Annotated in this window: 14 protein-coding genes; 8 read left to right on the forward strand and 6 right to left on the reverse strand. The window is 72.1% G+C overall.

Going from position 1 to position 14,390, the window contains the following annotated elements:
* Positions 1-457 precede the first annotated feature (457 nt).
* From O7610_RS02480 to O7610_RS02510, 7 genes are all read left to right on the forward strand, one after another.
* Entirely contained in the window at positions 458-1,492 is a 1,035-nt protein-coding gene (locus O7610_RS02480; RefSeq protein ID WP_289212546.1) for a lysylphosphatidylglycerol synthase domain-containing protein, read from the forward strand.
* A 175-nt stretch (positions 1,493-1,667) separates the two neighbouring features.
* Entirely contained in the window at positions 1,668-2,996 is a 1,329-nt protein-coding gene (locus O7610_RS02485) for an aspartate aminotransferase family protein (protein WP_281555528.1), read from the forward strand.
* Positions 2,993-4,051 carry an NAD-dependent epimerase/dehydratase family protein gene (locus O7610_RS02490; protein ID WP_289212547.1) on the forward strand — a complete coding sequence of 353 codons (1,059 nt, stop codon included), beginning with the start codon at positions 2,993-2,995 and terminating at the stop codon, positions 4,049-4,051. Before O7610_RS02485 ends, O7610_RS02490 begins: the two co-directional genes overlap by 4 nt.
* A gap of 48 nt (positions 4,052-4,099) precedes the next feature.
* Positions 4,100-5,089 carry a decaprenyl-phosphate phosphoribosyltransferase gene (locus O7610_RS02495; protein WP_289212548.1) on the forward strand — a complete coding sequence of 330 codons (990 nt, stop codon included), beginning with the start codon at positions 4,100-4,102 and terminating at the stop codon, positions 5,087-5,089.
* Positions 5,090-5,145: 56 nt separating this feature from the next.
* Positions 5,146-6,192, forward strand: a complete 1,047-nt coding sequence (locus O7610_RS02500) for a glycosyltransferase family 2 protein (RefSeq protein ID WP_281554134.1) — start codon at positions 5,146-5,148, stop codon at positions 6,190-6,192.
* The gene (locus tag O7610_RS02505) at positions 6,189-7,376 is read left to right on the forward strand and encodes an endonuclease/exonuclease/phosphatase family protein (RefSeq protein ID WP_289212549.1); all 1,188 of its coding nucleotides are present in this window, start codon (positions 6,189-6,191) and stop codon (positions 7,374-7,376) included. The genes O7610_RS02500 and O7610_RS02505 overlap by 4 nt, the downstream gene beginning before the upstream one ends.
* 153 nt (positions 7,377-7,529) lie before the next feature.
* Positions 7,530-7,964, forward strand: coding sequence for a glycoside hydrolase family protein (locus tag O7610_RS02510; RefSeq protein ID WP_281554136.1), 435 nt, complete (start codon positions 7,530-7,532; stop codon positions 7,962-7,964).
* Between the two features lie 51 nt (positions 7,965-8,015).
* Here O7610_RS02510 and O7610_RS02515 read toward each other — a convergent pair whose 3' ends face one another.
* Positions 8,016-8,723 carry a GTP cyclohydrolase II gene (locus O7610_RS02515; RefSeq protein WP_281554137.1) on the reverse strand — a complete coding sequence of 236 codons (708 nt, stop codon included), beginning with the start codon at positions 8,721-8,723 and terminating at the stop codon, positions 8,016-8,018.
* Positions 8,724-8,857: 134 nt separating this feature from the next.
* Between O7610_RS02515 and O7610_RS02520 the strand changes: the two genes are divergently transcribed.
* On the forward strand, positions 8,858-9,550 hold the full coding sequence (locus O7610_RS02520) for a RibD family protein (RefSeq protein ID WP_281554138.1): 693 nt from the start codon (positions 8,858-8,860) through the stop codon (positions 9,548-9,550).
* A 62-nt stretch (positions 9,551-9,612) separates the two neighbouring features.
* Here the strand turns inward: O7610_RS02520 and O7610_RS02525 are convergent, their stop codons facing one another.
* The 5 genes from O7610_RS02525 to O7610_RS02545 all read right to left on the reverse strand — a co-directional run bounded on the left by O7610_RS02525 (position 9,613) and on the right by O7610_RS02545 (position 14,098).
* Complete coding sequence (locus O7610_RS02525) at positions 9,613-10,632, reverse strand: lysylphosphatidylglycerol synthase transmembrane domain-containing protein (protein ID WP_281554139.1); 1,020 nt, start codon at positions 10,630-10,632, stop codon at positions 9,613-9,615.
* A gap of 146 nt (positions 10,633-10,778) precedes the next feature.
* A complete protein-coding gene (locus O7610_RS02530; protein ID WP_281554140.1) occupies positions 10,779-11,606 on the reverse strand; it encodes a class I SAM-dependent methyltransferase in 828 nt (275 codons plus the stop codon).
* A 33-nt stretch (positions 11,607-11,639) separates the two neighbouring features.
* Complete coding sequence (locus O7610_RS02535) at positions 11,640-12,716, reverse strand: glycosyltransferase family 4 protein (protein ID WP_475054827.1); 1,077 nt, start codon at positions 12,714-12,716, stop codon at positions 11,640-11,642.
* Positions 12,713-13,111: a 6-pyruvoyl trahydropterin synthase family protein gene (locus O7610_RS02540; protein WP_281554142.1), complete on the reverse strand. Its 399-nt coding sequence runs from the start codon at positions 13,109-13,111 to the stop codon at positions 12,713-12,715. The genes O7610_RS02535 and O7610_RS02540 overlap by 4 nt, the downstream gene beginning before the upstream one ends.
* 3 nt (positions 13,112-13,114) lie before the next feature.
* Positions 13,115-14,098 carry a zinc-dependent alcohol dehydrogenase gene (locus O7610_RS02545; protein WP_289212550.1) on the reverse strand — a complete coding sequence of 328 codons (984 nt, stop codon included), beginning with the start codon at positions 14,096-14,098 and terminating at the stop codon, positions 13,115-13,117.
* Between the last annotated feature and the right edge of the window lie 292 nt (positions 14,099-14,390).

A 14,390-nucleotide genomic window follows, 5' to 3' on the forward strand; every position in this document is an offset into this window, starting at 1 on the left:
TGTCCCTGCTCAGGCCGCTTGGGTGTGGTCTCTGGTTATGATTTTGCTGACCATAAGTGTTTTTTTAGCAATTTACCCATATAAATTAACTTGAATCCTCACCGGTCGGACCTGGCTGGCCTGTTCGTCGTACTGCGGGGCGGACGGCGAAATCTTGTCCGAGAGCCTCCGCTCCGCCCGCCCGCGTGTCGTCCGACCCGGCGGTGCGCCTGCGCCCCGGCTGCATCCGTACGCGCCGTTGGTCGAGGCGTCGCGCGTCCTTGGTCGTAGCCGGTGCCGCCACCTTCATGGAGCCTGCCGGCGGATGGGGCTCTGCCACCTTGGCCGGCCCGGGAGCCGGCCCCTACCGTCGACCCATTGACGATTGTCGTGGTGGTGAGCCTGGTTGGGCCACGATCTGCCCTGCGCGGGCGGCCCGCCGACGAACCGTCCGACACGAGGAGAGGAGCAGGCCGTCATGGCCACAGACGCGCCGACACCCGCCGGCCGAGAGCCGGCACCCGGCACTGTCCGGCGTGGTCGCCGGCTCGTCGGGCGGCTGGTCGTCGGTGCGTTCGTGGTCGCCGTCTGCGTCGCCATCGCGCTCGCACTACGTGACCAGGACTGGTCGACGCTCGGCCAGCTGACTCGCCCGCGGACGGTACCGGCGCTGGCCGCGGCGCTCGCGGTCACCTCGGGCGGCCTGCTCTGCGCCGCCCGCGCCTGGCTGCTGACGATCTCGGCGACCGGCGCGCCGGTGCCGGTCACCGCCGGTGTCCGGATGTTCTTCGTCGGCTTCCTCGGCAAGTTCCTGCCCGGCCGGGTCTGGGGACTGCTCGCCCTGCTCAAGCTCGGCGAGCGGGCCGGGGTGAGCCATTCCAGAATGGCCGGAATCTACCTGGTGAACGTGGTGGTGGTGCTGCTCAGCGGAGGGGCCGTCGGCCTGCTGGTCGCGCCGGCCCTGCTCGGCGCCCACGCCCTCTGGCTGTTCCCGGCCCTCGGCGCGCTGCTCGGGCTGCTGCTCGTCCGGCCGGCGCTGGTCGACCGGGTGGTGGCCGTGGCGGCCCGGCTGGCCCGTCGCCCGCAGCCGGCCCGGCTGGCCCGGCCGGAGCACCTGCGGCGGTCGATCGGCTGGCAGACGGCCTCGTGGGTGCTGTTCGGGGTGCACGTCTGGCTGGTCGCCACCCTGCTGGGCGCCGCACCGGTCGAGGCGCTGCCAGTGGCCCTGGGCGCCTTCGCGATCGCCAGCGTGGCCGGCACCCTGGCCCTGTTCGTCCCGGACGGCGTCGGGGTGCGCGACGTCCTGCTGATCGCCGCCCTCACCGTCGTGCTGCCGCTGCCGGCGGCGGTCACCACCGCCATCGCCAGCCGGGTGCTCTGCACGCTCGCCGAGGTCCTCACCGCCGGGGCCGCCCTGCTCGTGACCGCGCTGCGCGACCGGCGTGCCGCGCGGGCGGCCGCCACGTCGACGGACACCTCGGCGGAACGGTCCCCGGCCCCGGCTTCGTTCTGACCCGCTACCGCACGCCACCGCCCACCATCGGCGGGCACCTGCTCGCCGCGATCAGAGAAAGAAAGGACCCAGCGAGATGCCACCACTGTTGTCCATCGACGACGCCGAACAGCTCAGCGTCGAGCAGGTGCACGACCTGTACCGCCGGCACGTGAACAAGGGCCAGGTCAGCCTGATGACCTCGTTCGGGTTCGGCCGGGAACTCGCCGACCGGGCCGAAGGCGCCTACATCCACACCCGCGACGGCCGGCGGATTCTCGACTTCACCGGCGGCGTCGGCGTGCTCAACCACGGCCACAACCATCCGCGCATCGTGGCTGCCCGACGCCGGTTCGCCGAGCGGCAGCGGATGGAGGTGCACAAGACCTACTTCTCGCCGTACCTCGCCGCGCTGTCACACAACCTGGCCGCCGTCCTGCCCGGCGACCTCGACATGTCGTTCCTGCCGAATTCCGGCGCGGAGGCCGTCGAGGGCGCGGTGAAGCTGGCGTACAAGTACCACGGCGGGCGGCGCAACACGATCCTGCGCAGCGACATCAGCTTCCACGGCAAGCTGCTCGGCTCCGGCAGCCTCACCGGCAGCACCCAGAACCACTTTGCCTTCCCCGGCATCCCCGGGGTGGTGTCGTTCGACTACGACGACCTGGCCGCCGTACGGGCGGCGGTGGAGGCCAGCCGCGACCGTAAGGGCCGCAGCGACGTGTACGCCATCCTCATCGAGCCGTTCAGCGCCTCGACGATGCGGTGGTGCTCGGAGGAGTTCCTGCGTGGCCTGCGTGAGCTGTGCACCCGCGAGGACATCGTGTTGATCTTCGACGAGATCTACACCGGATGGGGCAAGACCGGGACCATGTTCCACTTCATGCGCTACCCCGGGCTCATCCCCGACGTGGTGACCACCTCGAAGTCCTTCGGCGGGGGAAAGTCGTCGATCTCGGCGTACGTGGCCCGGCGGCGGATCTTCACCAAGGCGTACGGCAGCCTCAACGACGCGCTGTTGCAGAGCACCAGCACCACCTACTACGGCTTCGGCGAGGAGACCGCGACCGCGATCGAGGCGATCAACGTGGTGGTCGACGAGGACTTCCCGGCCCGGGCACGGGCCATCGAGCGGGTGCTCGCGCCAGGACTCGCCAGGATCGCCAAGGAACATCCCGACGTGGTGACCGAGGTACGGGGTGCCGGTGCGCTCTGGGGCGTCTTCCTGAACAGCGCCCGCTCGCTGGACCTGGCGGCCAGGGTCGCACCGGGCGGGCTCGCCAAGGATCCGCAGTTCGGCACCAAGCTCGTCACCTGCGCGGTGATCAACGCCCTCTACCGCGACCACGACATCTACAGCTACTACACACTCAACGGCAGAAACCCGCTGGTGGTGGGGCCACCACTGGTCGTCGAAACCGCCGAGGTCGAGCACTTCCTCGACTGCCTGGACCGGACTCTCTCACTCGGCATGACCCGGCTGCTGGCCCGCTTCGTGGCCGAGAAGGTGTCGTCGCTGTGGTGAGCGGGGCCGCGGCCGGGACGGTGACCGTGACCGGCGGCAGCGGCATGCTCGGTGGCAACCTGGTGCGGTCCCTGGCCGGCGACGGATGGCAGGTACGCAGCGTCGACCTGCGGCCACCGGCCGAACCGGTGCCCGGCGTCGACTACCTGACCGCCGACGTGCGGGACGCAGCCCGGGTCCGCGCGGCGCTGCGCGGTACGGACGTGGTGGTGCACACCGCCGCAGCGCTGCCCAGCTACCCGGAACCCGAGATCCGGTCGATCATCGTGGACGGCACCCGCAACGTGCTCGACGCCGCCCGGGCGGTCGGCGCCGACCGGGTCGTGCACATCTCGACCACCGCCGTGTACGGGCTGCCCAGGCAGGTACCGACCACCGAGGACCACCCGCGCTGCCCGGTCGACCCGTACAGCCGGGCGAAGGCCGCCGCCGAGGAGGTCGGTGAGCGCTCGCGGGCCAGCGGGATGTGCGTGCCGATGCTGCGACCGAAGACCTTCCTCGGTCCTGGCCGGATGGGCCTGTTCGCGATGCTGTTCGAATGGGCCGAGGAGGGCCGGAGCTTTCCGGTGCTCGGCCGGGGCGACGTGCGGATCCAGATGTTCGCCGTGGAGGACCTGGTCGACGCGGTCCGGGTCGTCCTGCACGCTCCCGCCGACCACGCCAACGACACGTTCAACCTGGGCGCGGCCGAGTTCGGCACGCTGCGGGACGACTTCCAGGCGGTGCTCGACGCGGCCGGGCACGGCGGGCGGGTGGTGTCGATCCCGGCGCGCCCCGCCGTCGCCGTTCTGCGACTGCTCGAACGGCTGCGGCTGTCGCCGGTGTACGGGCGGCTCGTCCACAAGCTGTGCAACGACTCGTACGTCAGCATCGACAAGGCCGGCGAGGTCCTCGGCTGGCGGCCGCAGTACTCCAACCGCGACGCGATCCTGCGTACGTACCACTGGTGGCGAACCAACCGCGCCGCCGCACCCGCTGGCGGCCCGTCGGCCGGTCGGACCAGCCGGGATCCGTGGAAACAGGGCGTCCTGAGCCTGGCCAAGGCCGTCTTCTGAACCGTCCGGTAGCTCACCCCACGCCTCCCACACCCACCGGAGCTCGTCGTGACCATCGCCATCGACCAGCCCGTCGGCACCGGCCCCACCGCCGGGCCCAACCCGACCCCACCGCCGGCCGGCGCCCGCCGGCCCGGCCTGCTGACCGACCTGATCAGTCTGATCCGTCCGCACCAGTGGGCGAAGAACCTGCTGGTGGTTCCGCTCGCCCTGATCGACGCACCGGCGTTGGGGCCGGGACCGCTGGCCCGGACCGGCTGGGCGGTCGTACTGTTCACCCTCGCCTCGTCCCTGGTGTACGTCGGCAACGACGTCTACGACCGGCACCGGGACCGGGCCCATCCCACCAAACGCCACCGGCCGATCGCCGCCGGTCGGATCAGTGTCCCGGTGGCGTACGCCGTCGGTCTTGCCCTGGCGCTGCTGCTGGCCGCCGCGGTGCTGCTCGGGCCGACCATCGCCTGGTGGCCGATCGCCGGCTACCTGGTACTCAACCTGGCCTACAGCTGCGGCCTGAAGCACCTGCCACTGGTCGACGTGTGCGTGGTCGCGGTCGGCTTCGTGCTGCGGGTCGTCCAGGGTCAGCTGGCCGTCGGCGCACCGGTCGGCCGGTGGTTGCTGGTCGCGGTCTTCGCCCTGTGCCTGCTGTTCATCCTCGGCAAGCGGCGGCACGAGGTGACCGTCTCCGGCAGTGACCACCGGCCGTCGCTGCGCGGGTACTCGGTCCAGTACCTCGATCACCTCATCGTCTTCTGCGCGGTGCTGACCGTGGTCGCCTTCCTGTTCTCCCTGCAGGAGACGGTGGCCGACCCGTACACCGGTCTGGCCCTGCTCGGCTCGGTGCCGTTCGCGTTCTTCGCTGTCGCCCGGTACCTGCAGGTCCTGGTGGTCGACGGGGACGGCGGGGAACCGACCCGGATTCTGCTGCGCGACCGGGTCATGGTCGTCAACGCCCTGCTGTGGGGCGTGCTGCTGGCCGGCACGCTGCTCGCCGCGCACTACGCCGTGCCGCTCGATCTCACCGCCCGGCTGCGCTGACCGACGGCCGGGCCCACCCTCAGCCGACTACCGCCCCAACCCGACAAGGAGCAGCAATGGCCGACCCGCTCGTGTCCGTCATCATCCCGAACTACAACTACGGCAACTCCATTGGCCGGTGCGTCGACGCGGCGCTGGACCAGACGTACCGTCCGATCGAGGTCATCGTTGTCGACGACCACAGCACCGACGACTCACTGGCGATCGCCCGGCAGCGGGCCGTCACGGTGTTGCGGACCGCCCGCAACAGCGGCGTCGCGGTGGCCCGCAACATGGGGGCCGCCGCGGCCCGTGGCGAGATCCTGTTCTTCGTCGATTCGGACGTGGCGCTGCGGCCGGACGCTATCGAGACGGCGGTCGCCGAACTGCGCGCGCATCCCGAGTACGGTGCGGTCTGCGGCATCTACGAAGATGAGCCGCTGATCCGCGACAGCGTGGTGGAGCAGTGCCGGGTGCTGCAGGCGTACTGCTGGCGGATGGCATCGCTCGGCGAGGTCAGTTTCCTGTTCTCGTCGCTGACCGCGATCCCCCGGCGGGTGTTCGACGAAGTCGGCCCGTTCAATCCCCGGCTGCGCCAGACCGAGGAGGTCGACTACGGGCAGCGGATGTCCACCCGCTACCAGATCCGGGTCACCGACGCGGTCCGGGGCTGGCACGACGACGACGACAAGCTGCTGCCGCTGATGCGCAAGCTGTTCCGCCGGGCGCGGCTGCGGGTGCCGCTGTTCGCCCGGCGTCGGCGCTTCGCCAAGGGCTTCGAGAGCGCCTCACGTTCGCTCGCCGCGCTCGCCGCGCTCGGTGTGCTGGCCAGTCTGCCACTGGTCGTGCTGAGCCCGTGGGCGTTACTGGCCACCGGGGCGCTGCTCGCGGGGATGCTCGCCGGTGACGCCGCGATGTACCGCTACGTGCTGCGCCGGCGCGGCGCGGGCTTCCTGACGGTTTTCACCGCCGTCGCGTTCGCGACCAACGTGGCCATCTCCACCGGCATCGCGGTCGGCGTCCTGCAGTGGCTGGTGTCGGGCCGGTTCCGCCGGTTGTACGACGCACAGTGGCCGTCCACCGCCGTGCCGGCCGCCTCGACGGCGACCGGGACACCGGCATGAGCCACCTGCTTGCCGCCGCTGGCGGCGCGGCCCGGACCGCCGCGCCGCCAGCGGCCCCAGGGGACGGACCGGCGGGCCGCGGTCCCGGCGGCCACCGGCGTCGACGTTGGCCACCGCGTACCCGGCTGGTGTTCGCCACCGTCGCTGGCTGGAGCCTGTTCCTCGCGGTGTTCCTGACCCTCACCGGTACGCAGTGGTGGTGGCGTCCGTTCGAGCTGATGCCGCCGCTGCTGTTTGTCGCGGTGCCGCTGCTGCTGGCACCGCTGACGCTGCTGGCCCGCCCGGTCCGCGCCCGGCTCGCCCTGGTTCTCGTCGGTTGTCTGGTGCTCGGCGCCGACCTGGCCGGGCTGAACGTGCATGCCCTGCCGGGCGGACGCGACACCGCTGCGCCCGTCCCCGCCGACGCGATTCGGGTGTTCGCCTGGAACACCGAGTACTGGCACGACGGCGACGACCCGGAGCGGTTCTACGCCTACCTGGCCGATCAGCGGGCCGACGTCTACCTGCTCAGCGAGCACGTCGGCTGGGATCTCGCCGGGCACCGTCCGGTCCGCGTCGACCACCGCGCCGAACTGCGCGAACGGTTCCCCGACTACCAGATCGTCGCGGTCGGCGAGCTGCTGACGATGTCCCGGTACCCGGTGGTACGTCACCATGCGCTGGACGCCACGCCTTACCTGACCGACCGACAGCTGGGCGGTCCGCCGCCCGGCTCCGATTTCGCCGACTACTACCGGCACAAGATCCTGCGGACCGACCTGCTGGTGGGTGGGACGGTGTTCTCGGCGTACAACGTGCACATCCCGGTGCAGCTGGACGTCTCGATGGACCCGCGACGGCCCGAGTTCACCGCCTTCATGCGGGCGCAGGAGATCCGTCGGCAGGCCCATCACCGGGCGGTGGTGGCCGACCTCGCCGGCAACCCGGCACCGGTGCTGCTGGCCGGCGACTTCAACGCGACAGCGGCGATGGGCGAGTTGCGTGCCCTCGGCCGCCGGCTGCGGGACGCGCTCCCCGCCAGCCAGCAGATCCACCCGGTCTCCTGGCCGGACGGGAACATCCCGCTGTGGCGGTTGGACTGGGCGTTCACCGCCGGTCCGGTCCGGGTCCACGACTATCGGATGGTGCCGGGCCGGGGGATGAGCGACCACCGGGGACAGCTTGTCACCGTCTCGGTGAGCTGAGCGGATTCAGCTGGCCGCGATGCCGGCTGTCGCCAGCTGGCTGTCCACCTCGGGCGTCCGGGCGACCATGCCGCACCGCTCCAACAACCGGCGAGCTTCGCCGAGCAGCCTGCCGGCCGCGTCCCGGTCCCCGGGTGCGAGCTCGGCACGACCGTGTTCAACCTCGCCGGGCGGTCCAACGGCTGCTGCAACATGTGGGCGCCGGAGTTCCACCTGATCGACGGGCCCAACGGGCCGCGCTGGTATCTGTACTGCGTGGCCGGGCGCAACGTCGCCGACTTCAACCCGACCCAGCGGCTGCACGTACTGGAGAGCGCCGGCACCGACCCGATGGGGCCGTACACCTTCAAGGCCGACCTCGGCAGCGACTGGCAACTCGACGCCAGCGTGCTGCGGGTCAACAACAACCTCTACCTGCTCGGCACCTACAACGCGGGCAGCAACCACGGCAACGACTCGGCGTCCGGCGGCTGCGACATGAACCGGTCCACCCGGGCCCAGAAGTTCACCTGGAACGCCGACGGTACGCCGGACTTCGGCGCCCCGGTCCGGCTCGGCGTCACCCTGCCCGCTCCGTCGGGCGAGTGACCGCCGCCGCACCGGGCCGATGAGCTGTCGATCTGCCGGTGACCGGCTCCGTCAGTCGGTCACCGACAGATCGATGGTGTGTGCGGCGTGGTTCGCCTTGGCGGCCAGGTAGCGCACGTTCGCCGCTGAGACGTGCACACCGGTGGGGATCTGTTCGGTCACCGTGACCCCGAGCCCGGTGAGCTGTGCCGCCTTGTCCGGATTGTTGCTGAGCAGGGCTACCCGGTGCACGCCGAGCGCGAGCAGCATCTGCGCCGCTACCGTGTAGTCGCGTTCGTCCTCGCCCCGGCCCAGGGCCACGTTCGCCTCGAAGGTGTCCAACCCGGCGTCCTGCAGCGCGTAGGCGTCGAGCTTGGCGTACAGCCCGATGCCCCGCCCTTCCTGCCGCAGGTAGAGCAGGAAGCCGCCGCGGGCGGCGATCCGCTCCACCGCCTCGCGCAGCTGCGGGCCGCAGTCACACCGTTGGCTGCCGAACACGTCGCCGGTCAGGCACTCACTGTGCGGGCGTACCAGCGGTGGGTCACCGCCGTCGCCGGCCGGTTCCAGTGCCCGGTGCCAGTCGCCCAGGCCCAGCGCCACGTGCTCGCGGCGGTCGGCCAGACCGTCGAAGGTGAAGACCCGGGCGCTGGCGGTGTAGCCGTCGGGGAACCGCAGCGGCACCGTGACCTGTCGGCGGACCGTCGCCGTCGGCGCGGGACCCGTCCCGTTGGTGGCGGCGAGCTTACCGTTGACCGGAGCGTGGGGCGGCGGTTCAAGCATCGTACGTCCTATCGGTGATGTGCTGCACAGAGCGTCGGCGCCGGTCCGGCCGGCACCGACACATGAGCCGTACGGGAGAATGTGTGCCGGCCTCGCATGCAGGCTATCTTTCGGTCGTCGAGGAGGTGCCATCAGTGGTTGAGCGACCCTACGTCCTGCTCAGCTGCGGCATGTCGATCGACGGGTATCTGGACAACGCGAGCGGGCGGCGTCTGCTGCTGTCCAACGACGCCGACTTCGACCGGGTCGACGCGGTACGCGCCGACTGCGACGCGATCCTGGTCGGGGCCGGCACGGTGCGCCGCGACGACCCTCGGTTGCTGGTCCGGTCGGCGGACCGCCGGCGTCGGCGGGTGGCCGCCGGCCACCCACCCACCCCGATGAAGGTCACCGTCACCGGCAGCGCCGACCTCGACCCGCAGGCGCGGTTCTTCACCGTCGGCGACGTCGACAAGGTCGTGTACTGCGCCACGGCGAGCCTGGACAGCGCCCGCAGCCGACTCGCCGGACTCGCCAGCGTCGTCGACTGCGGTGACCCGGTCGACCTGCGACGGGTCGTCGGCGACCTGCATGTACGGGGCGTCGGCCGGTTGATGGTCGAAGGTGGCGGACGGGTGCACACCCAGTTCCTCACCGCGGGGCTGGCCGACGAACTGCACCTGGTGGTCGCCCCGATCTTCGTCGGCGACTCCCGGGCACCCCGGTTCGTCGGCGACGGCAACTTCCCGTGGCACGCCGACCGGCGGGCGACGCTGGTCGAGGTCCGCCAGATCGGCGACGTGGCCCTGTTGCGCTACGCCCTGTCGTCCCGGTTCGGCGAGCAGTAGTCGGCCAGCCCGACCAGCCGATGGCCGGGGCCCGCCGTTGTGTGCCGTCACGCCGCAGGCCGTCACGTCGCCGGACGCGGTCGCAGCCGTAGCCGTAGCCGCAGTGGTGGCCGTTGCCGGGCCGCCGGCAGCCGACGCAACCAGCGGGCCGCCAGCACACCGGCACCCGGCAGGCTCGCCGTCAACGCCAGCAGGCCGTACACCACCGCCACGGTCAACCCGAGGCCCGCGCCGAGCCCGGCGGCGCCGAACGCCCACGCGGTCACCCCTTCCCGCGGCCCCCAGCCGCCGACGTTCAACGGCACCGCCATCGCCAACAACGCCAGCACCATCAACGGTGCCAGTTGGTGCAGCGGAGCCGTCGACCCGGCGGCGCGGGCCGCGACCAGGAAGGTGGCGAGGTGACCGGCCAGCGCGGCGACCGACAGCAACGCCACCCCGGGCCAGGTCCGTCGAGCCAGCAAACCGTTGCGCAGGTCGGCGACAGTCCGCCCCACCGCGCGGGTCCACCAGGACCTGCCGGACCCGGCGGCGTCCGCTCGACGGACCTGTGGCCGACGGCGGCGTACCGCCACGAACATCGCCACCACCAGCGCCGCCGCCGCGACCATGGCCACCGTCACCTGAGCCGCGGTGACCAGCCGCGCGGATGCCGGCACCGGCAGCGTCAGCAGCACCCCTGCGGCGACCGCGAACAGCACCAGCTGACCGGCGGTCCGCTCCAGCACCACCGCGCGTACCCCCCGGCCCACGTCGGCCACCTCACGGCCGTGCCGGACCGCGCGGTGCACGTCACCCAGCACCCCACCGGGCAGCGCGGCGTTGAGGAAGATCGCCCGGTAGTAGTCGGCGACCGCCCCGGCCAGCGGCAGCGCCAGCCCCATCCCCCGGGCGACCAGACACCACCGCCAAGCGCTGCAGACCGTGGTCAACAACCCGATCCCGACCGCGAGCAGCAGCACCCGCACGTCGATCACCCGCATCCCGTCCAGGAACGCGTTGGTGCCGAGCCGCCAGGCCAGCAGCCCGAGGATGGTTGCCCCACCCGTCAGTCGTAGCCAGGCCCAGACCTTGCCCTTCACCGTGCGTCACGGCCGGTGCCGGCCGTGCGCAGCGGGCTCTTCGCCCTGTGCATTACGTGCCCCCCTCGATGAGCCTCCGCCGACAGATACGCGGCGGTGCCGCCTCCGGTTCACCTGCCCGGCACCGGAAGGACGCTGAGTGGAACTCAGCCGGGCACGACCAACATGTCCCGGTGTTCCACGGTGACCCCCAGCTCACCGGCGGCGGCAGCGGCGAGCCGGCGGCGCCGGTAGCCCCCCGGCCGGGCGGCCAGCTCCGGCCGCTGCTCGTACGCCGCCGCGATCCAGCCGTCCAGCCACCGTTCGGTCAGCTCGGCCTGCTCCGGGCCGAGCCGCCACGGGCTGGGCCGCACCAGCACGGTTGCCCCGTGCCGGGTGAACGCCTCGGTCGCCGATTCCACCGCCGACGGGCCGAGCAGCGGCCGACCCGCGCTGTGCCGCCGCTGATGGTCGTTGAACGCGGCCGTCAGCTCCCCGTCGAGCGGTTCTGCGGGATCGAACCGTACGTCACCGACCACGGTCAGGGTCAGCAACGCCGGACAGGCGATCGCCCGGACGGTCGCCGCCAGCCGGTCCACCTCGTCGGCGGTGAGCAGGTCCAGCAGCGCCGAGGCCGTGACCAGGTCGGCGCCGGCCAGGTCGTCGACGGTGAGCGCGGTGACGTCGTCGCGGCGTACCGTCGCGGTGACCGGCGCGCCGTCGGACGCCGCCGGGGCCATCCGGGCCTCGGCATGGCGCAGCAGTTCGCGGTCGCGGTCGTGCAGCACCCAGTGCTGGGCACCGGGCAGTTGCGGGGCCAGCCAACGACCCATCGACCCGGTGCCGCAGCCGAGGTCGTGTACTTCGGTGCGGGCAGCGCCGGTGAGCAGCCGGCGTACCTCGGCGACCAGTTCCGCAGAGCGCGCCTTCGCGTCCGCGGGCTCCCGCAGCCCCAACCACGCCGGGCTGTAGCCGGCCGACTCAATCGTCTCCATGAAGTCTCCCTCCGCTGGGGCGGGGCGCCGCCGTCAGCGCCAACCCAGTTCGTGCAGTACCGCGCCGACCCTGGTGGCGGTGTCCGCCCAATCAGGCAGCCCGGCCCGGCGCGCGACGGCGGCCGCCCGCAACCGCTCCCGCTCGTCGCCGTCGGTCAGCCAGCGGCGTACCGCCGCACCGAGCGCCGCCGGGTCGTCGGGCGGTACCAGCCGGCCGGGGCGCTCACCCGCGTCGGTGCGACCCACCGCCTGCGGCACCCCGCCGACATCGCTGGCCAGTACCGGGATGCCGCAGGCCAGCGCCTCGGTGACCACCATGCCGTACGTCTCGGCGTGCGACGGCAGGATGAGCAGATCGGCGTCGGCGTAAGTGCCGGCCAACGTCGCCGCCGCCCGGGGCCCGGCCAGCGTGACGCGGTCCCCGAGCCGGTGGTACGCGATCCGCTGCCGGACCTGGTCGACGTACGCGGCGGCGGTCAGCGCTCCCACGCAGACACATTCCCAGCCCAGGTCGGTGACGGTGGCGAGCGCCTCGACGAGTACGTCGTGGCCCTTACGGGGGGTGACCGACGCGACGCAGAGCAGCCGTCGGCCGGCCGGGTCCCGGCTGGCCAGGGGTGCCGGTGCGACACCCGGGAGCGCCACCCGGATTCGGTCGGCGGACAGGCTGTGGCGGGTGGCGAGTTGGCGTGCCGTCGCGTCGCTGGTGGCGATCACCGCCGCCGCCGAGCCGAGCACCGCGCGTTCGGCCAGCTCCAGGGCGGCCGCCTCGGCCGGGTCCAGCCCGGTCTCGTCGGCCAGTGGCAGGTGGACCAGCACGGCCAGCCGTAGCCGGTCGGCGTGCGGTCCGACCACCTCGGGCACCCCGCAGGCGACCAGACCGTCGATCAGCACCACCGTGCCGTCGGCCAGGGTGGCGAGGAGGCCGGCGAGCGCGGCCCGGCTGGTCCGGTCCGGGCGCGGCCAGGCACCGGGGACAGCGATCTCCCGTACCGGTCGTCCGGTCGCGACCAGACCGGCGCAGACCTGCCGGTCGTAGGCGTTGCCACCGCTGGGGGCGGTCGGGTCGTCCACATTGCCGGGCAGTACCACGACGACCATCGACGTCAGAGCGCCCGCTCGTAGCTCGCCCAGGCGATGTGCGACTCATGCAGGGTGACGCCGATTGCGGTCAGCCCACGGGCACCGGCACCGAGGTCGCCGGCGTGTACCCGGTCGGCCAGCCGGTCGGCGATCAACTTGGCCAGCCACTCGGTGGAGGTGTTGACCCCGGCGAACGCCGGCTCGTCGTCGAGGTTGCGGTAGTTCAACTCGGCCAGTACGGCCTTGAGCTGCTCGGTGGCCAGACCGATGTCGACGACGATGTTGTCGCTGTCGAGGTCGGTGCGCTTGAAGGTAGCGTCGACGACGAAGGTGGCCCCGTGCAGCCGTTGCGCCGGGCCGAACACGTCACCGGTGAAGCTGTGGGCGACCATGATGTGGTCACGTACGGTGACGCTGAACATTTCTCATCCTCCAGTCGGGTAGCGGATCACGTGGCACAAAGCCGGCAACTCGCCGGCCGCGAGCAGGGGCAGCACTCCGGGCAGGTCGGTGAAATTGCTCTCGCCGGTCAGCAGCGTGTCGAACCTCTCGTCGGCGAGCAGGTCCAAGGCGAGAGCGAGCCGTCCGGCGTACCCGTGCCGCTCGCGCCGGGCCGGGGCGACCCGGCCGACCTGGCTGCTACGTACGGTCAACCGGCGGGAGTGGAAGTGTTCGCCGAGCGGCACGGTGACCGGGCGGTCGCCGTACCAGCTGAGGTCGACCACCGTGCCCTCGGCGGCGAGCAACTCCAGCGACCGGGTCAACCCGGCCGACGTGGCACTGGCGTGGAACACCAGGTCGCACCCGTCGGTGGCGGCGTCCGGGTGGGCGAAGCCGACGCCGAGCGCGGCGGCGGTCACGGCCCGTGCGGGGTCGATGTCGACCAGTTCGACCCGTACGCCGGGGAACCGGGCGGCGAGCGCGGCGACGGTGGCGCCGACCATGCCGGCGCCGACCACGGTGATCCGGTCACCGAGCAGGGGAGCGGCGTCCCACAGGGCGTTGACCGCGGTCTCCACCGTGCCGGCGAGCACGGCGCGGCGGGGCGGCACGCTGTCCGGGACCACGGTGACCGCGTCGGCCGGCACGACGTAGCGGGTCTGGTGCGGGTAGAGGCAGAAGACGGTACGCCCGACGAGCTCGGCTGGGCCCTGCTCGACCTGTCCGACGTTGAGGTAGCCGTACTTGACCGGTGCGGGGAAGTCGCCGTCCTGATAGGGGGCGCGCATCGCGGCGTACTGGCTGGGCGGCACCTCGCCCCGGAAGACCAGCGTCTCGGTGCCCCGGCTGAGCCCGGTGAACCGGGTCCGCACCAGGACCTCGCCGGGGCCGGGCGAATCGACCTCGACCGGCCGGATCTCGCCGGTGCCCGGGGTACGCAGCCAGAACGCATGATCGCGCAGCGTCATCTACCCGCTCCCCTCGTCTCTCGTCGGTGCCTCGCCTCGCTGGCCTCGGTAACGATAGCCCGGCGCGGATCATGACAGCTGGTGACCGGCCGCCCTGGTGAGTCCGCGCGCCGGTGGTCCGTAGCCGGGAAGTACTGCCGGGCCGGTCGGCTGGCCCGAACCTGCGGCCCTCGGTGTACCACCGAATCGACGCCGAGCGCTGGTGGACCGGTCACCCCTGCGGCCCGTTCTGCGGTACTGTGCCGTGTCGCTGTCCAGACCGACCGGTCCTGGACGACGAACCACCACATCG

It is taken from the genome of Solwaraspora sp. WMMA2065, assembly GCF_030345075.1.
GTDB lineage: Bacteria > Actinomycetota > Actinomycetes > Mycobacteriales > Micromonosporaceae > Micromonospora_E.